Origin of the sequence: Castellaniella sp. S9 (assembly GCF_027257175.1) — a bacterium.
Classification (GTDB): Bacteria; Pseudomonadota; Gammaproteobacteria; order Burkholderiales; family Burkholderiaceae_B; genus Castellaniella.
The window spans coordinates 485,450-510,695 of sequence record NZ_JAPFGD010000001.1; the positions used below are offsets into that span (position 1 = coordinate 485,450).

At 67.9% G+C, this 25,246-nt stretch carries 29 protein-coding genes; 5 read left to right on the forward strand and 24 right to left on the reverse strand.

What is annotated here, in order from left to right:
• Window positions 1-13: 13 nt before the first annotated feature.
• Both OOZ48_RS02395 and lptF read right to left on the reverse strand, forming a co-directional pair.
• Window positions 14-1,507, reverse strand: a complete 1,494-nt coding sequence (locus tag OOZ48_RS02395) for a CoA-acylating methylmalonate-semialdehyde dehydrogenase (RefSeq protein ID WP_269495314.1) — start codon at window positions 1,505-1,507, stop codon at window positions 14-16.
• 118 nt (window positions 1,508-1,625) lie between these two features.
• The gene (gene lptF / locus OOZ48_RS02400) at window positions 1,626-2,732 is read right to left on the reverse strand and encodes an LPS export ABC transporter permease LptF (RefSeq protein ID WP_269495317.1); all 1,107 of its coding nucleotides are present in this window, start codon (window positions 2,730-2,732) and stop codon (window positions 1,626-1,628) included.
• 63 nt (window positions 2,733-2,795) lie between these two features.
• Between lptF and OOZ48_RS02405 the strand changes: the two genes are divergently transcribed.
• From OOZ48_RS02405 to OOZ48_RS02415, 3 genes are all read left to right on the forward strand, one after another.
• A complete protein-coding gene (locus tag OOZ48_RS02405) occupies window positions 2,796-4,295 on the forward strand; it encodes a leucyl aminopeptidase (RefSeq protein ID WP_269495323.1) in 1,500 nt (499 codons plus the stop codon).
• 3 nt (window positions 4,296-4,298) lie between these two features.
• A complete protein-coding gene (locus OOZ48_RS02410) occupies window positions 4,299-4,748 on the forward strand; it encodes a DNA polymerase III subunit chi (RefSeq protein WP_269495325.1) in 450 nt (149 codons plus the stop codon).
• A 114-nt stretch (window positions 4,749-4,862) separates the two neighbouring features.
• Window positions 4,863-5,567 carry a Bax inhibitor-1/YccA family protein gene (locus tag OOZ48_RS02415; RefSeq protein WP_269495327.1) on the forward strand — a complete coding sequence of 235 codons (705 nt, stop codon included), beginning with the start codon at window positions 4,863-4,865 and terminating at the stop codon, window positions 5,565-5,567.
• A 10-nt stretch (window positions 5,568-5,577) separates the two neighbouring features.
• Here the strand turns inward: OOZ48_RS02415 and rarD are convergent, their stop codons facing one another.
• The 18 genes from rarD to OOZ48_RS02505 all read right to left on the reverse strand — a co-directional run bounded on the left by rarD (window position 5,578) and on the right by OOZ48_RS02505 (window position 21,584).
• Complete coding sequence (gene rarD / locus OOZ48_RS02420; RefSeq protein ID WP_269495330.1) at window positions 5,578-6,468, reverse strand: EamA family transporter RarD; 891 nt, start codon at window positions 6,466-6,468, stop codon at window positions 5,578-5,580.
• Window positions 6,465-7,064, reverse strand: coding sequence for a DNA repair protein RecO (gene recO / locus OOZ48_RS02425; protein ID WP_269495332.1), 600 nt, complete (start codon window positions 7,062-7,064; stop codon window positions 6,465-6,467). Before recO ends, rarD begins: the two co-directional genes overlap by 4 nt.
• Window positions 7,057-7,944 (reverse strand): GTPase Era, encoded by an 888-nt coding sequence (gene era, locus OOZ48_RS02430; RefSeq protein ID WP_269495335.1) that lies wholly within the window; start codon window positions 7,942-7,944, stop codon window positions 7,057-7,059. Before era ends, recO begins: the two co-directional genes overlap by 8 nt.
• Window positions 7,941-8,696, reverse strand: a complete 756-nt coding sequence (rnc, locus tag OOZ48_RS02435) for a ribonuclease III (RefSeq protein ID WP_269495336.1) — start codon at window positions 8,694-8,696, stop codon at window positions 7,941-7,943. Before rnc ends, era begins: the two co-directional genes overlap by 4 nt.
• Window positions 8,696-9,583, reverse strand: a complete 888-nt coding sequence (lepB, locus tag OOZ48_RS02440) for a signal peptidase I (RefSeq protein ID WP_269495337.1) — start codon at window positions 9,581-9,583, stop codon at window positions 8,696-8,698. The genes rnc and lepB overlap by 1 nt, the downstream gene beginning before the upstream one ends.
• A gap of 30 nt (window positions 9,584-9,613) precedes the next feature.
• Window positions 9,614-11,407 carry a translation elongation factor 4 gene (lepA, locus tag OOZ48_RS02445; RefSeq protein WP_269495338.1) on the reverse strand — a complete coding sequence of 598 codons (1,794 nt, stop codon included), beginning with the start codon at window positions 11,405-11,407 and terminating at the stop codon, window positions 9,614-9,616.
• 144 nt (window positions 11,408-11,551) lie between these two features.
• Window positions 11,552-13,018, reverse strand: a complete 1,467-nt coding sequence (locus OOZ48_RS02450; RefSeq protein WP_442867507.1) for a DegQ family serine endoprotease — start codon at window positions 13,016-13,018, stop codon at window positions 11,552-11,554.
• A gap of 19 nt (window positions 13,019-13,037) precedes the next feature.
• The gene (locus OOZ48_RS02455) at window positions 13,038-14,081 is read right to left on the reverse strand and encodes a MucB/RseB C-terminal domain-containing protein (RefSeq protein ID WP_269495339.1); all 1,044 of its coding nucleotides are present in this window, start codon (window positions 14,079-14,081) and stop codon (window positions 13,038-13,040) included.
• Window positions 14,081-14,593 carry a sigma-E factor negative regulatory protein gene (locus OOZ48_RS02460; RefSeq protein ID WP_269495340.1) on the reverse strand — a complete coding sequence of 171 codons (513 nt, stop codon included), beginning with the start codon at window positions 14,591-14,593 and terminating at the stop codon, window positions 14,081-14,083. Before OOZ48_RS02460 ends, OOZ48_RS02455 begins: the two co-directional genes overlap by 1 nt.
• 9 nt (window positions 14,594-14,602) lie before the next feature.
• Window positions 14,603-15,202 (reverse strand): RNA polymerase sigma factor RpoE, encoded by a 600-nt coding sequence (gene rpoE / locus OOZ48_RS02465; protein ID WP_269495341.1) that lies wholly within the window; start codon window positions 15,200-15,202, stop codon window positions 14,603-14,605.
• Window positions 15,203-15,247: 45 nt separating this feature from the next.
• Window positions 15,248-16,477, reverse strand: coding sequence for a beta-ketoacyl-ACP synthase II (gene fabF / locus OOZ48_RS02470; protein ID WP_269495343.1), 1,230 nt, complete (start codon window positions 16,475-16,477; stop codon window positions 15,248-15,250).
• Between the two features lie 151 nt (window positions 16,478-16,628).
• Window positions 16,629-16,868, reverse strand: a complete 240-nt coding sequence (acpP, locus tag OOZ48_RS02475; protein ID WP_043680887.1) for an acyl carrier protein — start codon at window positions 16,866-16,868, stop codon at window positions 16,629-16,631.
• 189 nt (window positions 16,869-17,057) lie between these two features.
• On the reverse strand, window positions 17,058-17,798 hold the full coding sequence (fabG, locus tag OOZ48_RS02480) for a 3-oxoacyl-ACP reductase FabG (protein WP_269495344.1): 741 nt from the start codon (window positions 17,796-17,798) through the stop codon (window positions 17,058-17,060).
• Between the two features lies 1 nt (window position 17,799).
• On the reverse strand, window positions 17,800-18,732 hold the full coding sequence (fabD, locus tag OOZ48_RS02485; protein WP_269495345.1) for an ACP S-malonyltransferase: 933 nt from the start codon (window positions 18,730-18,732) through the stop codon (window positions 17,800-17,802).
• Between the two features lie 8 nt (window positions 18,733-18,740).
• Entirely contained in the window at window positions 18,741-19,715 is a 975-nt protein-coding gene (locus tag OOZ48_RS02490) for a beta-ketoacyl-ACP synthase III (RefSeq protein WP_269495346.1), read from the reverse strand.
• 20 nt (window positions 19,716-19,735) lie between these two features.
• On the reverse strand, window positions 19,736-20,794 hold the full coding sequence (gene plsX / locus OOZ48_RS02495; protein WP_269495347.1) for a phosphate acyltransferase PlsX: 1,059 nt from the start codon (window positions 20,792-20,794) through the stop codon (window positions 19,736-19,738).
• Window positions 20,795-20,817: 23 nt separating this feature from the next.
• Complete coding sequence (rpmF, locus tag OOZ48_RS02500; protein WP_269495348.1) at window positions 20,818-21,000, reverse strand: 50S ribosomal protein L32; 183 nt, start codon at window positions 20,998-21,000, stop codon at window positions 20,818-20,820.
• A gap of 59 nt (window positions 21,001-21,059) precedes the next feature.
• Window positions 21,060-21,584 (reverse strand): YceD family protein, encoded by a 525-nt coding sequence (locus tag OOZ48_RS02505; RefSeq protein WP_269495349.1) that lies wholly within the window; start codon window positions 21,582-21,584, stop codon window positions 21,060-21,062.
• Window positions 21,585-21,739: 155 nt separating this feature from the next.
• On the opposite strand from OOZ48_RS02505, the gene OOZ48_RS02510 reads away from it, so the two are divergent.
• Both OOZ48_RS02510 and OOZ48_RS02515 read left to right on the forward strand, forming a co-directional pair.
• Window positions 21,740-22,336 carry a Maf family nucleotide pyrophosphatase gene (locus OOZ48_RS02510; RefSeq protein WP_269495350.1) on the forward strand — a complete coding sequence of 199 codons (597 nt, stop codon included), beginning with the start codon at window positions 21,740-21,742 and terminating at the stop codon, window positions 22,334-22,336.
• On the forward strand, window positions 22,333-23,040 hold the full coding sequence (locus OOZ48_RS02515; protein ID WP_269495351.1) for an SAM-dependent methyltransferase: 708 nt from the start codon (window positions 22,333-22,335) through the stop codon (window positions 23,038-23,040). The genes OOZ48_RS02510 and OOZ48_RS02515 overlap by 4 nt, the downstream gene beginning before the upstream one ends.
• Here OOZ48_RS02515 and OOZ48_RS02520 read toward each other — a convergent pair.
• The 4 genes from OOZ48_RS02520 to msrP are packed head-to-tail and all read right to left on the reverse strand — an operon-like array spanning window position 23,037 to window position 25,228.
• Entirely contained in the window at window positions 23,037-23,354 is a 318-nt protein-coding gene (locus OOZ48_RS02520) for a type II toxin-antitoxin system RelE/ParE family toxin (RefSeq protein ID WP_269495352.1), read from the reverse strand. The two genes, OOZ48_RS02515 and OOZ48_RS02520, sit on opposite strands and share 4 nt — an antisense overlap.
• Complete coding sequence (locus tag OOZ48_RS02525) at window positions 23,351-23,641, reverse strand: YlcI/YnfO family protein (RefSeq protein ID WP_269495353.1); 291 nt, start codon at window positions 23,639-23,641, stop codon at window positions 23,351-23,353. Before OOZ48_RS02525 ends, OOZ48_RS02520 begins: the two co-directional genes overlap by 4 nt.
• Before the next feature lie 31 nt (window positions 23,642-23,672).
• Window positions 23,673-24,275: a sulfite oxidase heme-binding subunit YedZ gene (locus OOZ48_RS02530; RefSeq protein WP_269495354.1), complete on the reverse strand. Its 603-nt coding sequence runs from the start codon at window positions 24,273-24,275 to the stop codon at window positions 23,673-23,675.
• Complete coding sequence (gene msrP, locus OOZ48_RS02535; RefSeq protein WP_269495355.1) at window positions 24,275-25,228, reverse strand: protein-methionine-sulfoxide reductase catalytic subunit MsrP; 954 nt, start codon at window positions 25,226-25,228, stop codon at window positions 24,275-24,277. Before msrP ends, OOZ48_RS02530 begins: the two co-directional genes overlap by 1 nt.
• Between the last annotated feature and the right edge of the window lie 18 nt (window positions 25,229-25,246).

Genomic DNA, 25,246 nt, shown 5'->3' on the forward strand with positions numbered 1-25,246 from the left:
GCCGGCCACGGGTCTACTTCATCGCAATCGTGGTGTTGACCTCGCGCGCGTGCGACTGCCAGCGGGCGGTGACGGTCTTGGTCTGGGTCCAGAAATACAGGGCCTGCCGCCCATTGGGCCCCAGGTCGCCGAGCTTGGACGCGCGCGACCCGGTGAAGCTGAACCAGGCCACCGGCACCGGAATCGGAATGTTGATGCCGACCTGGCCGACATCGATGTGGTTCTGGAAATAGCGGGCATGGCCGCCGTCCTGCGTGAAGATCGACGTGCCATTGCCGTTCGGATTGGCGTTGATGAATTCGACCGCCTCCTCCAGCGTATCGACCAGCACGACCGAGAGCACCGGCCCGAAGATCTCCTCGCGGTAGATGCTCATGTCGGCCCGCACCCCGCTGAAGACCGTCGGCCCCACGAAATTGCCCTGCTCGTAGCCCTCGATGCGGATGCCGCGGCCGTCCAGCAGCAGTTCGGCGCCTTCGTCCACCCCCTTCTGGATCAGGCCCTCGACGCGCTGCTTGGCCTGCGGGGAAATCAGCGGCCCCAGATCGGCCTGGCGATCGGTCCCGACGTTGACCTTGAGCGTGCGCGCGCGCTCGACGAAATCGGGCAGCCATTCGCGGGCCTGGCCCACCAGCACCAGCACCGAAATCGCCATGCAGCGCTCGCCGGCGGCACCGAAGGCCGCGCCCAGCATCTGGTTCAGCGCCGCCTCACGGTCGGCATCGGGCATGATGACACTGTGGTTCTTGGCGCCCATCATCGCCTGGCAGCGTTTGCCCGCCATCGAGGCGCGGCGGTAGATCTCGGTTCCCACCCGCGTCGAGCCGATGAACGAGATCGCCTTGATCGCGGGATGGTCGCACAGGGCGTTGGCGGCATCCGGACCGCCATGCACCACGTTCAGCACACCGGGCGGCAGGCCCGCCTCGAGGGCCAGTTGAGCGACCATCAGCGAGGCGGTCGGGTCTTGCTCGGATGGCTTGAGGACGAAGGTATTGCCCGCCGCCACCGCCATCGGGAACATCCAGCAGGGCAGCATCACCGGGAAATTGAAGGCGGTGATCCCGGCGCACACGCCCAGGGGCTGGATCACCGAATACACGTCGATGCCGGTGGCGGCGTTCTCGGCGTATTCGCCCAACTGCAGCACATTCATGGAAATCGCGTGCTCGACGCCCTCGAGGCCGCGCGCGACCTCGCCTTCGGCATCGGGCAGGGTCTTGCCATGCTCGCGCGAAATGGCCGCGGCGACGTCGGGCGTGCGCTCGCGCAGCAGGCGGGCGAGGTTCAGCATGATCTGCTGGCGCTTGGCCTGGCTGGTGTTGCGCCAGGTCCGGTACGCCTCGCGGGCGTCGGCCACCGCGCGCTCGATCTCGTCGGGCGTGGCGAAGGGCACCCGGGCGACGACCTGCTGCGTCGCCGGGTCGACCACGTCGCGCCACTGCCGGGTCCTGGATTGCACCAACTCGCCGCCGATCAGCAGCGGGACGTGGGAAATATCGCTCATTTCATTCTCCTGGGTGGACTGCGCCCTGCCGTCATGGCTTCGACGAACGGACGGGCGCCCGGTTTGCCTGGGTCAAAAATAGCACCACCGACATCCGGAGCCCAGTGAGGGGAATGCCTTATGCCGCCGCCTTGCGGGGCCGGCGGATGCGCAGGCGATGCCAGAACAGCCCGATGGCCAGGACGAAGAACAGGGCGTGGACCAGCCAGACCCCCAGGCCGAAGCTCAATTGTCCATGCGCGATCCAGCCGCGCGACAGATTGATGAGGTTCATGTACAGCAGCGCCACCAGGCCGGCGATCAGCAGGTCGCCCGAGCGTCCCAGGCGCGGATTCACCGCCCCCAGGGGAATGGCGATCAGGGCCAGGTTCAGGACGGCCAGCGGCAAGGCCAGGCGCCACATGAGCTGCGACAGGGATTCAGTATCGCCGCTGGCCAGCAGGGAGGCGGTGGGCCGCGCCTTGATCTGTTGCAGCGCCGCCTGTCGGGCGGCCTCCAGGGAACCGGCATCGCCGCGGCTCTCGATGCGGACCCCGTAGCGGTCGAAGTCCAGCAGCCGGAGCTCGGGCGTGCCGGGCTTGAGGTCGTAGCGGTGTCCCGGGCCCAGCACCAGGAAACGGTCGCCATTGGGCTCGCTGCGGATCGAGGCGTTGTCGGCGGTCACGATGCTGAGCCACTCGGGCTCGATGACGCGGGCGATCACGCGCCCCAGCTCGTCGCCGTCGCGCGCCGGCGGCTCGGCGAAAAAGACCCGCGCGCCGTCCTCGGTCTCGATGAACTGGCCGGCGGTGACCTTGGACAGGTCCGAACGCTGTTCGAAGCGCTGCCGGTATTCGGCGATCTGGCTGTACGCCCACGGCGAAGCCGACAGCGACAGCACGGCCACCAGCGCCGCCACCGGCAAGGCGAAGCGCATCACCGGCCGCACCCACTGGGCCAGAGACAGGCCGCTGGCGAACCAGACCACCATTTCGGATTCACGATAGTTGCGCGTGACCGTGGTCAGGACGGCCACGAACAAGGCCACCGACAGGATCACCGGCAAGGCGGTGATGCTGGAGAAGGCCGCCAGCCCCAGCACCACGTTGGCGCCGATGTCGCCGTTCGCGGCCTCGCCCAGCAGGCGCACCAGCAGGACGCTCAGCCAGACGACCAGCAGGGTCGAGAACACGATGCCCGCATGGCTGGTGATCTCGGAAAAAACGGAGCGCTTGAACAAGGACATGGAAAATGCGGAATAATGGACCGTCAATCCAGGACTGCACGGAACCCACCGAGGAAGAATCGAATGGAATTTAGCACACTGACCACCGCCTCATTGCACACCCTGAAAACCCCCGCCCTGGCGGTGGGCGTATTCCAGGACGGCGTCCTCAGCGAGGCCGCCGACGCCCTCGACCAGGCGGCCTCGGGCGCGCTGCGCGCCATCGTCAAGGCCGAATTCGATGCCGCCCCGGGCAGCTGCCTGCCGGTCCATGCCCCCGCGGGCATCGCCGCCAGCCGGGTCATTTTACTGGGACTCGGTGCGCAGGACCACTACAAGGCCGCGGTCCACGCCCGCGCCCAGGCGGCGCTGGCGGCCTATTGCGCGCGCGCGGGCGTCGCCGGCACGGTGTCCACCCTGGCGGCCATCGCCTGCCCCGACAGCTCGATGACCGACCGCGCGCGCGCGGCGGCGCGCGCCGCCGCGGCGGCGGCCTATCGGTACGATGCGACCTTCAGCAAGCCCCGGCCCGCCCCCAAGCTGCGGACCTTCGCCCTGCACGTGGGCCGCGGCCAGGCCGCCCAGGCGCGCGAAGGCTTGCGCCAGGGCGGTGCCATCGGCGCGGGCATGAACCTCGCCCGCACCCTCGGCGACCTGCCGCCCAACGTCTGCACGCCCACCTACCTGGGCAAGACCGCGCGCGACCTGGCCCGCCAGTTCAAGACCCTCAAGGCCGAGGTGCTCGACCAGCGCAAGATCGAAGCCCTGAAAATGGGCTCTTTCCTCTCGGTGGCGCGCGGCTCGGCCGAGCCCCCCGCCTTCATCGTCCTGCGGCATACCCCCAGCGCGCGTCCCGCCGGCAAGCACGCCCCCGTCGTCCTGGTCGGCAAGGGCATCACCTTCGACTCGGGCGGCATTTCGATCAAACCCGGCCCGGCCATGGACGAGATGAAATTCGACATGTGCGGGGCCGCCAGCGTCCTGGGCACCATGCGCGCAATCGCCGAGCTCGACCTGCCGCACGAGGTCATCGGCATCGTGCCCTCGTGCGAGAACCTGCCCAGCGGCACCGCCAACAAGCCCGGCGACATCGTCACCAGCATGTCGGGCCAGACCATCGAGATCCTCAACACCGACGCCGAGGGCCGCCTCATCCTGTGCGATGCCCTGACCTATGCCGAGCGCTTCAAGCCCGCCGCCGTGATCGACATCGCCACACTGACCGGCGCCTGCGTGATCGCCCTGGGGCACGTCAACAGCGGCCTGTTCAGCCAGGACGAGGACCTGGCGCAGGCCTTGCTGGCCGCCGGCCGCGAGGCGCTGGACCCCGCCTGGCGGATGCCGCTCGAGGACGCCTATCAGGACCAGCTCAAGTCCAACTTCGCCGACATGGCCAACATCGGCGGACGCCCCGCCGGCTCGGTCACGGCGGCCTGCTTCCTGTCGCGATTCGCCGGCAAGTATCCCTGGGCGCACCTAGACATCGCCGGCACCGCCTGGAACGAAGGCAAGGACAAGGGCGCGACCGGCCGCCCGGTGCCTCTGCTGGTGCAGTACTTGCTGGACCGTGCGGGCAGCCGCTGAGGCATGAGCCGCATCGACTTCGCGTTCGGCGCCGAGGACCGCCTGCGCATGGCCTGCCGGACCGCCGCCCGCCACGCGGACGCCGGCCGCCGCCTGCTGGTCTACTGTACGGACCCGCGCCGGATGCGGCGCTTCGACGCCCTGCTCTGGTCCTTCGAGCCGGCCAGCTTCGTCACCCATGCCGCGGTCGGCGACCCATTGGCCGCCGAGGCGGCGGTCCTGCTGGCGGCCGGCCCCGAGGCCCTGGACGAGGCCGTCCACGAGGGCTGGCTGCTGAACCTGGACCTGGATTGCCCGCCCGGCGCGGGACGCTTCGAGCGCGTGCTCGAGATCGTCTCGGGCCACGAGGCCGACATCGCCGCGGCGCGCCACCGCTGGCTGGCCTACAAGGCCGAGGGCCACGAGCTGCGTGCCCACGACCTCGCCGCCGGGAACCTCGGCGCCGCCTCGTAGTCCAAGTCTTTCCGACCCTGAAAACAGCATGGACGCCAGTATTCAGCTTGTTGTAAGATGATTCCCATCCCGGCCCGGAACCCATGCGGGCCCAACGCTTCATAGGAAACCGACATGTCCGACTTCCAACCATCCAGCCTGCCTCGCGAGGGGATGTACCCGGCCAGCGCCGCGGCACGCAACCGCGTCCTGCGCAATACCTATTGGCTGCTGGCCCTGTCGCTCATCCCCACCGTCCTGGGCGCCGCCCTCGGCCTGACCTCCGGCGTCAACCAGTTCATGGCCGCCAGCCCCGGCACCAGCACCATCATCTTCCTGGTGGGCGCCTTCGGCCTGATGTTCCTGGTGGAACGCAATAAGAACTCGTCCCTGGGCGTGGCCCTGCTGCTGGCCTTCACGTTCTTCATGGGCCTGATGCTGTCGCGCCTGCTCGGCCACGTGCTGGGCATGGCCAACGGCTCGCAACTGGTGATGCTGGCCTTCGGCGGCACGGCCGCGGTGTTCGGCGTCATGTCCAGCGTCGCCGCCACGACCAAGCGCGATTTCACCCACCTGCAGAAATTCCTGTTCATCGGCGTGGTGCTGCTGATCCTGGCGTCGCTGGCGAATATCTTTCTGCAGATCCCGGCCTTGATGCTGACGGTCTCGGTGCTGGCGATCGGGATCTTCTCGGCCTTCCTGCTGGTCGACCTGCAGCGCATCATCCAGGGCGGCGAGACCAACTACATCAGCGCCACCCTGGCGGTGTACCTCGACCTGTACAACATCTTTGCCAACCTGCTGATGCTGCTGGGCATCTTCGGCGGCGACCGCGAGTAAGCACAAAAACCTATGACGAACGGCGGGCCTCGGCCCGCCATTTTTTCGCGCCTTCGAGGGCCACCAGCAGCACCGCCAGCCAGATGGGGATGTAGGTCAGCCATTCGGTGATCCCCACGGGCTCGCCCAGCAGCAGAAACGCCACCCAGAACAGCAGCACCGGCTCGACGTAGCTGAGCAGGCCGAACAGGGACAGGGGCAGCATGCGGCTGGCGGCCAGGTACATGGCCAGGGCCACCGAGCTGATCAACCCCAGCAGCGGCACCAGCAGGAACAGGCGCGGGAACTCCACAAAGGCACGCGCGGCCTCGTGGCTCTGCATCTGCAGGATCAGCAGGGCCGGCGGCAGCAACAGCAGCATGTCATACCACAGAGAGGCCAGGGAACCGACCTTCAGGCGCCGGCGCAGCATGAAGTACGGCGGATAGCCCAGGATCACCACGGCGGTCGCCCAGGACACCGCCCCCACCCGCCACAGCTCGTGCGCCACGCCCAGCGCGGCCAGGCCGACCGCCCAGGCCTGCCCGCGGCTGAGCCGCTCGCCGTAGAACAGCCGGCCCACCACCACCATCATCAACGGCAGCAGGAAATATCCCATCGCCACGTCCAGGCCCATGCCATGCAGGGGCGCCCAGACGAACAGCCACAGCTGCACGCCCAGCAGGGCGGCGCTGACGAACGTCAGCGCGAGGAACCCCGGCTCGCTCAGGCGCCTGCCGACGGCGCGGATCTCGGTCCAGCCCCGCGCGCGCTGCACCACCACGGCCAGGGCGGGCAGGCCCAGCAGGACGCGCCAGGCAAAAATGATGTCCCCATCGAAGGGCCGCATCAAGGTGGCGTAGTAATACAGGCCCGCAAACAGCGCCGAAGCCCCCACCGACAGTGCGACACCCTGTTTCATGGGCGCTGGTAGCGCTGCAGGTCCATCAGGACCTTGCGGGTGCGCAGAGGAGACTCCAGCAGCGTGTCCAGCCGCTCGCGTAGGCGCCGGCGCAGGTCGGGCTCCATGCGGTCGTCGTCGAAATCGGGCGCATCGCCCTCCTGCCCATAGCCGGTTTCGTCCAGCAGCAGCCACTCGAAGCGGCGCAGCGCACCGGCGGGCGGGCGGCGGCGCGGGTCGGCCAATTCGTCGAGCGCGGCCTCGTAGGCATCGAACACGCCCGGATGTGGATCCTCGCGCGCCAACAGGCGCAGGATCAGCTCGTTCATGTACCAGCCCGACATCATCGCGCGCCCATCGAGCAGCCGTACGCCGCAGGACTCGGCCCGCACCAGGGTGCGCACCTCGGCCGCGCCGCTCCAGGACAGGCTCAGGGGCTGGAAGGTCGCCAGGATCGGCCGCAGGACCGAATAAGGCCGCTTGGCGCCCTTGGCCACCAGGGCCACGCAACCGTGTTCGCGGGTGAACCCCTGGACGATCAACGAGGTTTCGCGCCAGGCGCTGGCATACAGGACGTAGCCGCGCACGTCCTGCACCCGCTGGCCGCGTCTACTCATAGCCCAGTTCGCGCAGCGCCGCCTCGCGATCGGACCAGCCCTTGCGCACCTTGATGTAGACGTCCAGGAACACGGGCTTTTCCAGCAGTTTGACGATGTCCTGGCGCGCCTCGGTGGCGATGCGCTTCATGTGCTGGCCGCCGGCGCCCAGCAGGATGGGCCGATGGCTCTCGCGCTCGATCACGACGCAGGCGGCGATGCGCGCCCCGCCCTCGTTTTCCTCCCACTGCTCGATCACGACGGTGCAGCCGTAGGGCAGTTCGTCGCCCACGAGGCGGAAGATCTTTTCCCGGATGAGTTCGGCGGCGATGAAGCGCATCGGCCGGTCGGTCAGGGTGTCGGCCTCGAAGAGGTGTTCACCCTCGGGCAGGCGTGTGGCGATCTCGTCGAGCAGGATGCCGAGCTGGACGTCGCGCAAGGCGCTGACCGGCACCACGGCGGCATAGGGAAACTGGGCGGTGATGCGCGACACGTACGCGAACATCGCGTTCTTGTCCTTGAGGGCATCGACCTTGTTGACGGCCAGGATGACCGGGCGCGAATCCGGCAGCAAGGGCAGCAGGCGGGCATCGCCCGAGGACCACTTGCCCGCCTCGACCACGTGCACCACCACGTCGACCTCGGCCAGGGCCTGGGTGACTACGCGGTTCATCATGCGGTTCATGGCCCCGCCGTGCCGGGTCTGGAATCCCGGGGTGTCGACGAAGACGAACTGGTCCGCCTCGCGCGTCAGCACGCCGTGGATGCGGTGGCGCGTGGTCTGGGCCTTGCGCGAGACGATGGAGATCTTGGTGCCGATCAGGGCGTTGGCCAGCGTGGACTTGCCCACGTTGGGGCGGCCCACGATCGCCACGAAGCCGCAGCGAGTGGGGGTGCTCATTTTTTCTCCTGGGCGACCGCCACGGGCAGGCTGAGCTGCGCCGGCTTGCGGCCGCGGCGGGCGGTCTTGCGGACCGGCCCCAGCGCCTCGATGGCGGCGATCGCCTGGCCGGCGGCGAGCTGCTCGGCGGCGCGGCGGCTGCTGCCCGAGGCAGTGACGCGCACATCGAGCCGCTCGATGCGGCACTCGACGTCGAACAGCTGGCTGTGCGCGGCGCCATGCGTGGCCAGGACCTCATAGCGCGGCAGCTCCAGGCCGCGACCCTGGACGATCTCCTGCAGCAGGGTCTTGGGGTCCTTGCCGAAGGTGCGCATGTCGATGTTGCCGAGGATCGGGCGGTAGAGACGCTCGATCACCCCGCGCACGGCCTCGTAGCCGCCATCGACGTATACGGCGCCGAAGACGGCCTCGAGGGCGTCGGCCAGGATCGACGGCCGGCGGAATCCGCCGCTCTTGAGTTCACCCTCGCCCAGGCGCAAATGGCCCGAGAGCGAAAGTTTCTGGGCGATGTCGGCCAGGGCGGCCTGCTTGACCAGGTTGGCGCGCACCCGCGACAGGTCGCCCTCGTCCATCTCGGCGTGTTCGCCGAACAGCAGGGTCGTGACCACGAAGTTCAGCACCGAATCGCCGAGGAATTCGAGACGTTCGTTGTGCGGCGCACCATGGCTGCGATGAGTCAGCGCCTGCTCGAGCAGGCCCGGGTCGCGGAAGGCGTGCCCCAGGGCGGACTGCAAGGACGACAGGGTAGCCATCAATCGAATCCACCTATCCGGCTCGGCGAGCCGAAGTTCATCCAGATGAAGAACGCCCGGCCGACGATGTTGGCATCCGGCACGAAGCCCCAGTAGCGGCTGTCCAGGCTGTTGTCGCGGTTGTCCCCCATCATGAAGTAATGGCCTTCGGGAACCGTGCAGCGCACGCCGCCGCCCGCGTACGCGCACTGGTCAAAGCCCGGAAACTGTACGATCGGCCCCAGGTCCTGGGGCGCGTGCTCGTTCAGCAGGATCCGGTGGGACGCCTGCCCGAGTTGCTCGCGGTATTGCCCCACGTAGACCGCCCGGTCAGGCTCATAATAATCCCCATCGCGCTCGCGCGGCACCCGCTGGCCATTGACCGTCAGGATTTTGTCGCGGTACTCGACCACGTCGCCGGGCAGGCCGACGACCCGCTTGATGTAGTCCACGCTGGGGTCCACGGGATAGCGAAACACCACCACGTCGCCGCGATCCGGCGCCCCGATGTCGATCACCTTGCGGTCGATCACCGGCAGGCGGATGCCGTACTGGAACTTGTTGACCAGAATCAGGTCGCCGTTCTCGAGGGTCGGCAGCATCGAGCCCGAGGGGATTCGGAAGGGCTCGACGACGAAGGAGCGCAGGACGAAGACAAACAGGATCACCGGAAAGAAGCTGACCCCGTACTCGACCCACCAGGAGGGACGCGCCGCGCGCTCGTAGGCCTGCTCGCAGGCCTCGCGCAGGGCCGCCTCGTCCAGCCCGGCCGCATTGTTGCGACAGGCCTCGGCGGCCTGCTCGGCGCGCACGACCCGGCGTGCGCGCAGGCGCAGGACGTCCAGGCTCCAGATGGCGCCGGTCACGACCAGCGCCACAAACAAGATCAGGGCGAAATCCCAGCTCATCCGGTTTCCTCAGGCTATTGACGGCACGGCTTATTTGTCCTCGACCTGCAGCACGGCCAGGAAGGCCTCCTGCGGGATCTCGACGTTGCCGACCTGTTTCATGCGCTTCTTGCCGGCCTTCTGTTTCTCGAGGAGTTTTTTCTTGCGCGAAATATCGCCGCCGTAGCATTTGGCGAGGACGTTCTTGCGCAATGCCTTGACGTTCTCGCGGGCGACCACCTCGGCGCCGATGGCGGCCTGGATGGCGATGTCGAACATCTGGCGCGGAATCAGCCCGCGCATGCGCGAGACCACCTCCCGCCCGCGGAACCGGGCGTTGGCCCGGTGCACGATCATGGACAGGGCGTCGACCCGGTCGCCGTTGATGAGCAGGTCGACGCGCACCACGTCGGCGACGCGGTATTCCTTGAATTCGTAGTCCATCGAGGCATAGCCGCGGGACACGGACTTGAGGCGGTCGAAGAAATCCAGGACGATCTCGGCCAGGGGGATCTCGTAGCTGAGGTGGACCTGGCGGCCATGGTAGCTCATGTTGAGCTGCACACCGCGTTTGGCGGTGCACAGCGACATGACCGGCCCGACGTATTCCTGCGGCATGAACAGGGTCACGGTCATGACGGGCTCGCGGATCTCCTGGATGTTGCCGACCTCGGGCATGCGCGAGGGGCTGTCGACCATCAGCAGGCTGCCGTCGCGGTGCAGGACCTCGTAGACCACCGAAGGCGCGGTGGTGATGATGTCCATGTCGAACTCGCGCTCGAGGCGCTCCTGCACGATGTCCATGTGCAGCAGCCCCAGGAATCCGCAACGGAATCCGAACCCCAGGGCTTGCGAGACCTCGGGCTCGAACATCAGCGAGGAATCATTGAGCTTGAGCTTTTCCAGCGAGTCGCGCAGCTGGTCGTACTCGCTGGACTCGATCGGATACACCCCGGCAAACACTTGGGGCTTGACCTCCTTGAAACCGGGCAGGGCCGCCTGCGCGGGCTTGCCGGCCAGGGTGATGGTATCCCCCACCTTGGCGTGCTCGAGTTCCTTGATGCCGGCGATCACGAAGCCGACCTCGCCGGCCGACAGGGACTCGCGCGGCTGGGACTTGGGCGTGAAGACTCCCAGGTGCTCGCACAGGTGGGTCGCCCCCGTGGCCATGAGCAGGAGCTTGTCCTTGGGGCGCAGCACGCCGTTGACGATGCGCACCAGCATCACGACGCCCACGTAGTTGTCGAACCAGGAATCGATGATCAAGGCCTGCAGGGGTGCCGCAGGGTCGCCCTGGGGGGGCGGGACGCGGCGGACGATGGCCTCGAGGATCTCGTCCACCCCCAGACCGGTCTTGGCGCTGGCGGCGATGGCCTCGGTGGCGTCGATGCCGATGACGTCCTCGATCTCGGCGGCCGCCGCGTCCGGATCGGCCGACGGCAGGTCCATCTTGTTCAGGACGGGCAGCACCTCGACGCCGAGCTCGATCGCGGTATAGCAGTTGGCCACGGTCTGGGCCTCGACGCCCTGCGAGGCGTCGACCACCAGCAAGGCGCCCTCGCAGGCCGACAGCGAGCGGCTGACCTCGTACGAGAAGTCCACGTGCCCCGGGGTGTCGATCAGGTTCAGGTTGTAGACCTTGCCGTCGGCCGCCGCATAGCTGAGCGCCGCGGTCTGGGCCTTGATGGTGATCCCGCGCTCGCGCTCGATGTCCATCGAATCCAGGACCTGTGCCGCCATCTCGCGGTCCTGCAGGCCGCCGCAGCGATGGATCAGGCGGTCGGCAAGCGTCGATTTGCCGTGATCGATGTGCGCGATGATGGAAAAATTGCGGATGTGGTCCATAAAACCCGTCGATTACCTGGAATGCGCGGCGCCCGAAGAACGGCCGCCGCATCGCCCGCCTTGGGCGCGATGGCATAAAAGGGGGACGCCCTGGGGCGTCCCCTTCACGTCAAGCCGCTATTTTAGCTTTTTCCGACGGCAAGATTATTCGGGCTTGACGATGACCCACTGGGACTGGTCGCCGCGCTGGACCAGCAGCACCGCCGGACGCGACTTGTTCAGCCCCTTGACGACCCGTGCATATTGCTCGGGGCTGGTGATGTCGACGTCGTTGACGCGCAGGATCAGGTCGCCGGGCTCGATGCCGGATTGGGCCGCCGCGCCGTCGGACTCGAGCACCTCGACCCCGGTCGCGCCCTTGTCGTCGGCGGGCACGGGGCCGACCTTCAAACCGAGCCTGTCGGTGCCGACCGCCGGCCCCTCGGCCTCGGCCTGCGGCGCGGACGGCTCGTCGCTGAGTTCGGCGACCTTGGCCTTCAGGTCGACGGTCTTGCCCTTGCGCCAGACCTGGATGTCGGCATCGGTGCCGGGCCGGGTCGCGCCGACCAGGCGCGGCAGGTCGCTCATGTGCTCGATCTGCTGGCCATTGAAGCCGAGGATCACGTCGCCGGCGCGGATGCCCGCCTTGGCGGCCGGCCCGCCGGGCTCGACGTTGCTGACCAGGGCGCCGTGCGCCTCCTCCAGGCCCAGGGCCTTGGCCACGTCATCCGGGACTTCGGTGATCTGCACGCCGATGCGTCCGCGGGTGACCTTGCCGTGCGCCTTGAGCTGCTCGACCACCCGCATGACCTCATCGATCGGGATCGCCAGGGAAATGCCCATGAAGCCGCCGCTGCGCGACACGATCTGGGAGTTGATGCCCACCACCTGGCCTTGCAGGTTGATCAGCGGGCCGCCCGAATTGCCGGGATTGACCGCCACATCGGTCTGGATGAACGGCAGGTAGTCGCCCGTGTCGCGGTTGATGGCGCTCACGATCCCCGCGGTCACGGTCGAGTCCAGGCCGAAGGGCGAGCCGATGGCCAGCACCCACTGCCCTTTCTTGAGCGTGTTGGAGTCGCCGACCGGCAGGGGCTTGAGTCCCTTGGCGTCGATCTTGATGAGGGCGATGTCGGTGCGCGCGTCCTTGCCGATGACCTTGGCGTCATATTCCTTGCCGTCGGTCATCGTCACGAAAATCCCGTTGGATTTGTCGACCACGTGGTTGTTGGTGAGGATGTAGCCGTCCTCGGAAATGATGAAGCCCGAGCCGATGCCGCGCGGCACCGTGCGCTCGCGCGGCGCGGGTGTGCGCTGCTGGCCGCGCGGCTGGGGCGGCTGCATGCCCGGCGGCATGAAATCGGGCCCGAAGAACCAGCGGAACAGGTCGGACGGATCGGCGCCCGGCCCCATGGGCGAGCGGCGCACGGGCACGGCCTCCGTGGTGCGGATATTCACCACGGAGCCCTCGGTCTGGGCGACGATCCCGGTAAAGTCGGGCAGCCCCGCAACCGTGGCGGGCGTTTGCGCCTGCGCCGCGGCCATGGGTGCGGCAACGGCGAGGACGAGGCTGGCCGCCGCGCCGGCCATGGCCCGTTTGATGATCGAGCGGTCTGGCGGGTTCAATGACATGGAAGACTCCTTGAAATAATTATTCCCGACGGGCGGCACGCGGCACGTACTCGACGGCATGTGCGATGTCGCGTACGGTCTGCGCCGGCACCTCGCCCACCGCGGTCAACCAAAAAGACGCGACCCGCTTGCGGTAGACGTTGATGGCGCCTTGGCTCATGCCACCCTGCCTGACGTTTTGATCGCGTTCGGGGTCAAAGGTTTCAATGAAAATCGAAATTGCCGCCAATCCGTCCGACAGGACCAGTTGGTCGGCCTGGTGGCCGGGCCGGATGACGCGCACGATCTGGGTCAGCGGCACGAAACCGACGGGATAGGCGAAGCGCCAGCCCCGGGCCGCCAGGTCCGTCGACTGGATGGTTTCCTCGACCAGGCGCCAATCGCGGGTATTCCAGCGCGAATCGAGTTCATGGGTGTTGGTGTCCTTGCCGAGCTGCACGTTGCCGAAGGCCACCTGGTCGACGACCCGGCCCTGCTCATCGAGGGTCTGGGCCTTGAGCATCAGGTGGGACTCCAGATCGGTGCAGATCCGGTAGCTGTAGCGCAGGCTGTCGCGCGCCAGCAATTCGGAGACCGCGCAGTCGCGGCCGGCCACCCGATAGGATCGGGAGGACTGCCGCAATTCGTAGTGTGCGGGGATGGCCGCCGCCTCGCCCAGCAACAGGCTGGGGAAGTGGTCGCTGCGCGAGGACTGCAGCAGGACGAGCTTATGGGCCGGGATCAGGGTCTGGCTGATGCTGCCCTGGCGCAGGTATTCGCGGGGTTCGCCGTCGAGGATCTCGAGGCGCTCGCGCTCGCCGGTGCCGTCGACCACGTGCACGATCCGCGTCGATTGCATCGACGTCCCTTGCTGATAGGTATAGACGCCCGAATAGTCCAGGCTGCGGGCGGCCGCCTGGACCTTCTGGAGGAAGGCGACGCCCGCATCGGGCTTCTGGTCCTGGGCTCGGGCGCCTGTGGGAACGCCCAGGGCGCCCGCCAGCGCCACGGCCAGGACCAGCAGCAGGCCGCGCCCCGCCGGAAACGGGTTCGGCGCCGCGGCCGGTCCGACCCAAGCCTGCATCAGGGCGTCCCCATCCGATCGAACGAGACCTGATGGACAGGCCCGACACCCACGATGGCCCGGTGGGCCGCCATGTAGTCGGCCAGGGCCGGGTCGCCGGGCTCGGGGGCGGCGGGCGCGGCCTGCGCGAGGACCGGCGCCTCGGGAGCCTGGTCCGGCGCGAACAGGGCCGGACGGGCGACCCACACCACCGAAGCCACCGCGGCCGCCACCGCCAGGCCCGACAGCCCGACCCGCAGCATGCCCCGGTGCGAGACGGCCGCGGGCGCCAGCACCGCCGGTTCGGCATCGACCGCCGCCGACACCCGGGCGTAGAAGCGCTCCGAAGGCCGGATGGCCAGATCGCGGCTGCGCATCACGTCGCCGATCAGATGATAGGTATCCCAGACCTGGCGGCCATAGGGGCTGTCGAGTTCGTCCGCGCGCATGTCCGCCTCGCCATCGACCCAGGCGGATACCGAGGCCTCCCAGGAGGCTTCGGCTGCATCATCCGTCGAACGTACGGTATTCATAGGGGCTCCTTACCAACGATGGTCGGCATCGTGGTCCACGACCGGACGCAGGCGGGCGGCGATGGCCTCGCGCGCCCGGAAAATCCGGGACCTGACCGTCCCGATCGGACACTGCATGGTGCTGGCGATGTCCTCATAGCTCATTCCTTCGATCTCGCGCAAAATGATGGCAGTGCGCAAATCCTCGGGCAAGGCCTCGATCGCCGCATTGACGGTCTCGGCGATCTGGCGGCTGGCCATCATGGATTCCGGCGTGCCATGATCGCTTAGGCCGTCGATCTGGTCAAAAGTTTCACCATCCTCGTTTTCCAGGGGTGATACCGTCGCGGGACGGCGGTGCCGCGCGGCCTGCCAGTTGCGGGCGGTGTTGATGGCGATGCGGTAGAGCCAAGTATAAAAGGCGCTGTCGCCGCGAAACTGGGGCAGCGCCCGGTAGGCCTTGATGAAGGCTTCCTGCGCGACGTCCTCGACGTCGGCGGGATCGTGGATCATCCGCGAGAGCAGGCGCATGATCTTGCGCTGGTACTTGATGACCAGCAGGTCGAAGGCACGCCGATCGCCACGCTGCACGCGCTGGACCAGGTCGAGGTCGACGTCGCGCTCGCTCATGGCCACGCCCGGCAGGGCATGCGCGGCGCCCCGCGCATGCCGGCCCTACACCCGGCGCACGATCATCGAACCGTTGGTGCCCCCGAAGCCGAAGGAATTCGACAGGGCCACATCGATCGTCATGTCGCGCGCCTGGTTCGCGCAGTAATCCAGATCGCACTCCGGATCCTGGTCGAACAGATTGATGGTCGGCGGCGAAATCTGGCGATGCACCGCCAGCGCCGTGAAAACGGCCTCGATGCCGCCTGCCGCCCCCAGCAGGTGTCCGGTCATGGACTTGGTCGAATTGACGACGAGCTTGTAGGCATGGTCGCCGAAGGCGAGCTTGAGTGCATCGGTCTCGTTCTTGTCGCCCAGCGGGGTCGAGGTGCCGTGCGCATTGACGTAGCTGATCTCGTCCGCATTCACCGCGCTGTTGCGCAGCGCATTGAGGATGCCCCTGCGCGGCCCGTCCTGGTCGGGGCTGGTGATGTGATGGGCATCGGAGCTCATGCCGAACCCCGAGAATTCGCAATAGATGCGCGCGCCCCGGCGGCGGGCGTGCTCGTATTCCTCGAGGACCACCACACCGGCGCCCTCGCCCAGAACGAAGCCGTCGCGGCCGAGATCCCAGGGACGCGAGGCGGTCTGGGGGTCGTCGTTGCGCGTGGACAGCGCGCGCATGGCGGCAAAACCGCCCATGCCCAGCGGCGAGACGGAACTCTCGGCGCCGCCGGCGACCATGACGTCGGCATCGCCGTACTCGATCAGCCGCGCCGCATCGCCGATGCTGTGCAGGCCCGTGGTGCAGGCCGAGACGACCGCGTAGCTGGGACCCTTGAGGCCCAGCATGATCGAGAGCTGTCCCGAGATCAGGTTGATCAGGGAGGCCGGGACGAAGAACGGCGAAATCCGCCGCGCGCCCCGTTGCATGTATTCGATCTGGGTTTCCTCGATGCGGGGCAGGCCGCCGATGCCCGAGCCGATGATGGTTCCCAGGCGGGTGGGATCCTCGGTCCCGGCGTCCAGGCCCGAATCGCGCCAGGCCTGCAGGCCGGCCACCACGCCGTAATGGATGAAGGTATCCATCTGCTTGGCTTCCTTGGGCGAGATGTAGGCGCCCAGGTCCAGGCCCCGGACCTCGCCGGCGATCTGGCTGTTGAGCCCGGAGGCGTCGAAGCGTGTCACCCGATCAATGCCCGAGCGGCCATTGATGAGGTTGTCCCAGGCGGTATCGACATCGTTGCCCACGGGGGAAACGATGCCCAATCCGGTTATGACGACACGTCGTTTCACGTACGGCTCCTGAAAATGGAAAGGCGGTTTCAAGCAGGCGATACGCAAGCCGGGCACGCCAACCGGTATTGGCATGCCCGCCTACCATCTGCTATGAACCGCCTTGAGGCTCTTGCGCGGCTCGCCGCGTCATCGCCGGGAATGGAAAAGTTTATTGCTTGCTATGCGAGGTGATGTAATCAACAGCCTGCTGCACCGTCGTGATCTTTTCGGCTTCTTCGTCGGGGATCTCGGTTTCAAATTCGTCTTCGAGGGCCATCACGAGCTCGACCATATCGAGCGAATCGGCACCGAGGTCGTCAAGGAAGGAAGATTCGTTCTTGATCTCGGCCTCGTTGACGCCGAGTTGCTCAGCGACGATCTTCTTGACGCGCTGTTCGATGCTTTCCATGCATATCTCCAAGTAGGGAAAATCCCGCGAATTATAGCCAAATGAGGCAACCAGGGCAGCGGGCGGTGGTAAAAAAAGGCAGGTCCAGGACTCGCGGCGACATCCTTGCGGACATCGGCGCGCCGCGCGTGGCGTGCCGGTTTATTTGAACGGATTTTACCTTAGACGGCGCCATCCGTTCCGGATGCTCTACATGTACATACCACCATTGACGTGCAAAGTGGTACCTGTTACATAGGCCGCGTTCGGCCCGGCCAGGAAGGTCACCGCGTGGGCGATCTCGGCCGCCGAGCCCAGGCGCCCCAGGGGGATCTGCCCGAGGATGGCGGCGGTCTGGGTCTCGTTCAGGGCGCGGGTCATGTCGGTCTCGATGAAGCCGGGGGCGACGCAGTTGACCGTGATGTTGCGACTGCCCAGCTCGATGGCCAGAGCACGCGACATGCCCGCCACGCCGGCCTTGGCGGCCGCGTAGTTGGCCTGGCCGGGATTGCCGCCATGGCCCACCACCGAGGTGATGTTGATGATCCGGCCCCAGCGGGCCTTCATCATGGTCTTGGCCACGCCCCGGGTCAGGCGGAACACCGCCGACAGGTTGGTTTCGAGGACCGCGGCCCAGTCCTCGTCCTTCATCCGCATGACGAGGCCGTCGCGGGTGATCCCGGCATTGTTGACCAGGATGTGCGGGCCGCCGTCGCGCGCAAGGTCCGCCAGCAGCGCGTCGCAGGCGGCGGCGTCATTGACGTCCAGCACGGCGCCGCGCCCGCCATGGGGCGCCAGGGCCTCGGTGACGGCGCGCGCGCCCGCCTCGGACGTGGCGGTGCCGACCACCGTGGCGCCGCCGGCCGCGAGTTCCAGTGCGATGGCGCGGCCGATCCCGCGCGAGGCGCCCGTGACGAGGGCGACCTTGCCTTCGAGTTGCTTGTCTGACATATCAGCCTCCCAGTGCGTCCAGCGTCTGCCGCAGCGACGCCGGATCGGTGATGTTGAAAGCCTGCAGGTTGCGGTCGATGCGTTTGACCAGGCCGGAGAGGACCTTGCCCGGCCCGCACTCGACCACGTGGGTGACGCCGGCGGCGGCCATCGCCTGGATGGTCTCGACCCAGCGCACCGGATGCCAGGCCTGGCGCACCAGGGCATCGCGGATCGCCTCGGGATCGGACGGCACGGCCACGTCGACGTTGTTGATGAGGGGGATGGCGGGGCTGCGCACCTCGATCGCCGCCAGCGCCTCGCGCAGCACGGCGGCCGCGGGCTCGAGCAGGCTGGAATGGAACGGCGCCGACACCGGCAGCGGCAGCGCGCGCTTGGCGCCGGCGGCGCGGGCGCGCTCGCAGGCGCGCTCGATGGCGCCGGCATGGCCGGCGATGACGACCTGCGCGGGGGCGTTGTAGTTGACGGCCTCGACCACCTCGCCTTCGGCCGCCTCGGCGCAGACGCGGCGCACGGCTTCGTCCTCGAGGCCCAGGATCGCCGCCATGCCGCCCGCGCCGATGGGCACGGCGGCCTGCATCGCCTGCGCGCGCACGCGCACTGTGCGCAGGGCGTCGGCCAGGTCCATGGAACCCGCGGCGGTGAGGGCCGAATATTCGCCCAGGCTATGGCCGGCGACCAGGTCGGGCGCCCGCCCGCCCGCCGCGATCCAGGCGCGGTACATGGCAACGGCCGACAACAGCATCGCCGGCTGGGTATTGGCGGTGAGGTTGAGGTCCTCGGCGGGCCCGCGGGCGATCAGGCCCGAGAGATCCTGGCCCAGGGCCGCATCGCCGGTGCGCACGGCGTCCTGGACGGCCGGATCGTCGGCCCAGGCATCCAGCATGCCGACCGTCTGCGAACCCTGCCCGGGAAAGACAAAGGCAATTTTCATAGGGAACCCTACATTCTGGCGAGGACCGAGCCCCAGGTGAAACCGCCGCCGACCCCCTGCAGCAGCACCAGGTCGCCGGCGCGGATGCGGCCGTCGCGACAGGCCACGTCCAGCGCCAGCGGCACGCTGGCCGCCGAGGTGTTGGCATGCTCGCCCACCGTGATGACGACCTTGTCGTCGGGGACGTGGAGCTTGCGGCTGATGAAATTGATGATGCGCACGTTGGCCTGGTGAGGCACCATCCAGTCGATCTGCTCGAGGGGCACGCCGGCCTGCTCGCAGACCTCGCGCGCCGAGCGCGACAGCGAGTTGACCGCGAGCTTGAAGACCGCCTGGCCGTCCATGCGCAGAAAGGGATCGCCCGTCACCTCGCCGCGGTCGACGTTGCCCGCGGCGCACAGGATGTGCATCTGGCTGCCGTCGGCGTTGAGCTTGGCCGCCAGGATGCCCGGTTCCTCGGCGGCACTGAGCACCACCGCCCCGGCGCCGTCGCCGAACAGCACGCAGGTGCGCCGGTCGCTCCAGTCGAGGATGCCCGAGAACACCTCGGCGCCGATCACCAGCGCGTGGCGCGCCCGCCCCGCCTGGATGAACGCGTCGGCGGTGGCCAGCGCATAGACGAAACCGCTGCATACCGCCTGCACGTCGAAGGCGGCTCCGCCCGGGGTGCCCAGGTTCGCCTGGACCAGGCAGGCCGTGCTGGGGAAGATGAAGTCCGGCGTGGACGTGGCGACGATGATCAGGTCGATGTCCGTCGCCGCAAGGCCGGCGGCCTCGAGGGCGGCCCGCGCCGCATGCGTCGCCAGCGTGCTGGTCTTGACGCCGGGGTCGGCGATGTGGCGCTGCCGGATGCCGGTGCGCTCGACGATCCAGGCGTCCGAGGTCTCGACCCCGCGCGTGGCCAGCTCGGCGGCCAGTTCGTCGTTGCTGACGATCCGGGGTGGCAGGTAGCCGCCCGTTCCTGTGATCCTGGCGTAAGGCATGGTTTCTTCCGGAAAGAAAACTAGGAGGCGACGTGCGCGGACTCGCCGGCTGTGTCCGAGAGGGCCCGGCGCAAAGCGGCCAGGCCTTCGATGGTGCCGTCCAGCAGGCCGTTTTGCACCGCCTCGCGGGCCCGCAGCAGGGCCTGGCCAAAGGCATAGGCGTCGGCGGAGCCGTGGCTCTTGATCACGATGCCGCGCAAGCCCAGCAGGGCGGCCCCATTGTAGCGACGATTGTCGACCCGGGCGCGGAAGCGGTTGAGGACGGGGCTGGCCACCAGGCCGGCGGCCATCGTCAGCGGCGTGCGGCGGAATTCCTCGCGCATCATGACGCCGATCATCCGGGCGAGACCCTCGACGGACTTGAGCACGACGTTGCCCACGAAGCCGTCGCAGACCACCACGTCGACCGAGCCCTTGAAGATGTCGTCGCCCTCGACGTTGCCGTGGAAATTCAGGCCGCTGGCGCGCAACAGTTCGGCGGCGCGCTTGACCACGTCGTTGCCCTTGATGACCTCCTCGCCGATGTTGAGCAGGCCCACGCGGGGACGCTCGAGCCGGTCGACGCTGGACACCAGGGCCGAGCCCATCAGGCCGAACTGCAGCAGGTGCTCGGCGGTGCAGTCCACGTTCGCCCCCAGGTCGAGGACCGTGGTCGCGCGCCCCGCCTGGTTGGGAATGGCGGTGGCGATCGCCGGGCGGTCGATGCCGTCGAGGGTCTTGAGGACGTAGCGCGAGATCGCCATCCAGGCGCCGGTGTTGCCGGCGGACACCGCCGCATCGGCGCGCCCGTCCTTGACCGCCTGGACCGCGATGCGCATCGAGGAGTCTTTCTTGCGGCGCAGCGCGACCTCGACCGAGTCGTGCATGGCGACGACCTCGGAGGCATGGAGGATTTCGAAGGACCCGGCGGGGGCCGCGTCCCGCTGCAAGGCCTGGCGGATCTGGGATTCGTCGCCCACCAGCAGGCACTGCGCATCGGGGCATGCCCGCGCAAACGCGATGGCCGCCGGCACCGTCACCGGCAGGCCATGGTCACCGCCCATGCAATCGATGGCGATGCGAACCCTGTTGTTGGGCATCGGATACGTGATCCGGGGCGCAATTACTCGTCGTTCTTGGTCTTGAGGACCTTGCGGCCGCGATAGACGCCATTGGGACTGATGTGATGGCGCAGGTGCAGCTCGCCGGTCGTGGGTTCGATCGCCGTGGCCGGAGCGGCCAGGAAATCATGCGAGCGATGCATGCCGCGCTTGGACGGGCTCTTTTTGTTTTGCTGGACAGCCATGGTGACTCCTGTAATCGGGCCGCTCATTGTAAGCGAAAGCCCTGCTGTTGAATAAATATTCAGTGCTTCTTGAGGCGCTCCAGCGCCGCGAAGGGCGAGGGACGTCCCGGATCCGATCCGTCGTCCGCGTCCGGGCGGCCGCCGGGGCAGGCCGCGTGCATGGGCGCATAGGGCACGGCGAGGATGAGTTCATCCTCGACCAGGTCCAACCCGTCCATGCGATCCTCGGCCACGAGGTATTCCGCAACGCCGCCCCGCCCGTCGGCCTCGAGCGCGTCCATCGCCTCGAGTTCCTCCTGCGTACGCAGCAGGCGCAGGCTGTTGACGACATCCAGGGGCAGGTCCATGGCCTGCAGGCAACGCTGGCAGATCACGCGAACCCGGCCGCGCGCCTGCACATCGAGCCATGCGCCGCCCTGCCCGTCCATGCGTCCAGCCAGCCGCCAGTCAAGCTTGCCGTCTTGCGGCGTGGGCAGGCCCTCGCAAAGGCGCGCAAATCCAGCCACAGGCGCCTCGCCCTGCAAAACCCGCCCGTTGCGCGCAAATTCCAGCGGATCGACTAGCCTAGAATTCGAGCTGACCATATTGGGCAAACCAAGGATTCGGTATTCGGAAAAACTCTAGATCATACCTTATGGGAGGAAATACGGTCAATTTCAGTGGCAGGGATGCGCGTCTTGCGCCGCCGGGCGCGCTAAACTGTCGCCTCCCCCATACAGACACCCGTGAAGCACCGCGCATGCGCCTGATCCTCGCGTCCAGTTCGCCCTACCGCCGCCAGATGCTCATGCGCCTGGGCTTGCCTTTCGACGTCCAGCCCCCCAGCGTGGACGAGACCCCCGGCCCGGACGAGGACCCGGCCGCGCTGGCCCTGCGGCTGGCCCGCGGCAAGGCGCTGGAGGTCGCGGCACGGCATCCGGGCGCCATCGTCATCGGCTCGGACCAGGTCGCGGTCTTCGAGGGACAGCCGGTCGGCAAGCCCGGCAGCCACGCCGGCGCGTGCGCGCAGCTGCGCCGCTTCAGCGGCCGCAGCGTGGTGTTTCACAGCGCCCTGTGCGTCACCGACGGGGTCGCCGCCCACGTCGAGGACGTCACGACGGATTGCGAATTCCTCACGCTCAGCGACGCCCAGATCGAACACTACCTGCGCACCGAGCGGCCCTATGACACCGCCGGCAGCGCCAAGGCCGAGGGCCTGGGCATCGCGCTGATGGCGCGCATGCGCAGCGACGATCCCACCGCCATCATCGGCCTGCCGCTGATCGCGCTCGCGCGCATGCTGCGCCAATTCGGCCTGGACCCGCTACGGCCGGCCCTCATCGACACCTCGCCATGACCGACCTGCACCTGATTCCGGTGGGCCTGAGCCCCGCGCCGCCCGACAACTGGCTGCCCGCCGCCGCCCGCCAGACCGCGGCCGGCCTGCGGACCTACATCGCCGAGAACGCCAAGACCGCCCGCGCCTTCCTCAAGACCATCGGCACGCACACGCCCTTGCAGGACATCACGATCCATACGCTCAAGGCCGATACGGGCGCGGACGAGATCCAGTCCTGGCTGCGGGCCGTGCCCGCCGGACAGGACGTCGGCCTGGTGTCCGAGGCCGGATGCCCGGCGGTCGCCGACCCGGGCGCCGCCGTGGTCGCGCAGGCGCACCGGATGGGTTTGCGCGTGATTCCGTGGCCGGGCCCCTCCTCGATCATGCTGGGTCTCATGGCCAGCGGCCTGCAAGGACAGCGGTTCGCCTTTCATGGCTACGCCCCGGTCAAGCCGGCCGAGCGCGATGCCCGCCTGCGCGCCTGGGAATCCGCCTCGCACAAACAGGGCCAGACCCAGATCCTGATCGAGACGCCCTACCGGAACGAGGCCATGTTCGAGGCGCTGCTGCGCACCCTGCGCGACACCACCCGGCTGTGCATCGCCTGCTCGCTGACGGCCGAGGATGAATGGATCCGGACCTTGACCATCGCCCAATGGCGCAAGGCCCCGCCCCCCGACCTGGGCCGCAGGCCCACGCTGTTCCTTTACCTGGCCGGCTAGTGGTAGTCTTCTTCGCGCTGATGCCGAACCGCCAGGACCACCACCTTGCCCGGGTGCGCGATTTCGTACAGCGCAACGTATCCGGTGGCACCGAATGGAATGATCAGTTCACGACGCAAGCTATTGCCGCCGCCGGCCTTGCGGTAAATGAAAGGCGTTTGGGACAGATGCACGTCCACTGCCGTCTCGATCGCCAACAGGGCGCGCTCTGCGAGATCGAGGTCTTCGACCGTTTCGGCACGATCCAGGATGTAGCCGTATAGACGAAGCAAGTCTGCCCGCGCGGCAGGGGCGAAAACAACCTCGTAGGTCATGCGGGCGGCGCGGTTCGGGCCTGTAGTTCTTTGCGCCTGGCCTCCAGCATGTTGCGCAATTCCTGGGTGACCTGGCTGGCCGGGATCGATGTCCCTGTGTGCTGGTACTGCTGCCAGGCCGCCGCGCCACGAGCGTGGAATTCGGCCTGCGTGCGTCGGTACTCGACGGCGCTACGCACCGTCGCCTCGACGAATTCGGACAAGGTTTCTCCCGTGCGCAGCACCGATTCGAGATCGGAGCGCAGCTGGGGCTCGACCCGTACTTGAGGAATGATTGCGGTCTTCATATGGAATTTGTAGTGCATTTGCGTTGCAGAGTCAACGTCCCTGAGTCCGGCGCCACCACAACCGCAGGCCCAGCAGCACGGCGAGGGCCAAGGCATAGGCGTGGGGCTCTGCGAAATCGTTCTTGCCCGCGCGCATCAGGTAGAAATGCAGCACCGAGAGCACGGCCGCGGGATAGACCAGGGTATGCAGGCGCCGCCAGTTCCGCCCCAACCGGCGGATCCACCCCTGGGTCGAGGTCAGCGCCAGGGGCAGCAGGCACAGCACCGCCACTACGCCGACCAGGATGAAGTCGCGCTGCCACACGTCCCGCCACATCGCCGCCCATGCGCCGCCCCGGTCCCACCACCCCCAGGCCAGCACGTGCAGGACGGTGTAAAAGAACGCGTACAGGCCCAGCATGCGGCGATACCGGATCGCGCCCGGCCAATGCAAAAGGCGGCGCACCGGCGTCGCGCACAAGGTCAGCCACAGCGCCACCAGCGCCCAGACCCCCGAAGACCGGATGAGGAATTCGGGCGGATTGGCGCCCAGTTCCCCATGCACCCCCAGCCACAGCCAGCGCGCGACCGGAACCAAGCAGACGAGGAATAGGACGCCTTTGGAGATCTGCGCGGGCCACGAGGCGCGCGCCATCAGAAATTCCGTCGCAGGTCCATGCCCTGGTACAGGCCGGCCACCTGCTCGGCATAGCCATTGAACGGCAGGGTCGGAACGCGCGGCGCGAACAGGCCGGTGCCGATGCGCCGCTCGGTCGCCTGGCTCCAGCGCGGATGCGGCACGTCCGGATTCACGTTCGCATAAAAGCCGTATTCGCGGGGCGCGGCGCTCATCCAGCTGGACACCGGTTCGTCGGCCTGCAGGCTGATGCGGACCAGCGATTTGGCCGACTTGAAGCCATATTTCCAGGGCACGATCACCCGCAAGGGCGCGCCGTTCTGGGGCGGCAGGCGCCGGCCGTACACGCCGAAGGTGAGCAGGGTCAGGGGATGCATGGCCTCGTCCATGCGCAAGCCCTCGGTATACGGCCAGTCGAGGATGCCGGCGCGCACGCCCGGCATGGCCTCGGGCTGCAGGTCGGTGGTGAACACCACGTAGCGGGCGTCCGCGGTGGGCTCGACGTGCTTGATCAGGTGCGAGAGCGAGTAGCCCATCCAGGGGATGACCATCGACCAGGCCTCCACGCAGCGCAGGCGGTAGACGCGCTCCTCGAGGGGCGCCAGGCGCAGCAGCGCGTCCAGGTCCAGCGTGAGCGGCCGGCGCACGGCCCCCTCGATACGCACCTGCCAGGGCTCCAGCCGCATCCGGCCGGCGTTCTCGGACGGGTCGGCCTTGCCGGTGCCGAACTCGTAGAAATTGTTGTAGGTGGTGATGTCGCGCCAGCCATTGGCCGGCTCGTCGATCGAGAGCGCCGGATTGGGCGCGCCCTCGAGGACCGGTCCGCTGGGCCCCTCGTCGTCGGCCTGCGCGCCCAGGGGCAGGCCCAGCGCGAGCGAACCCGCGGCGGCGCGGCGCAACCAGTCGCGCCGCGATTGCCAGACAGCCTCCGGCGTGATCTCGGAAGGCCGGATATCAGTACGCCCGCCCATTGTGCTCTCCTGGGATTC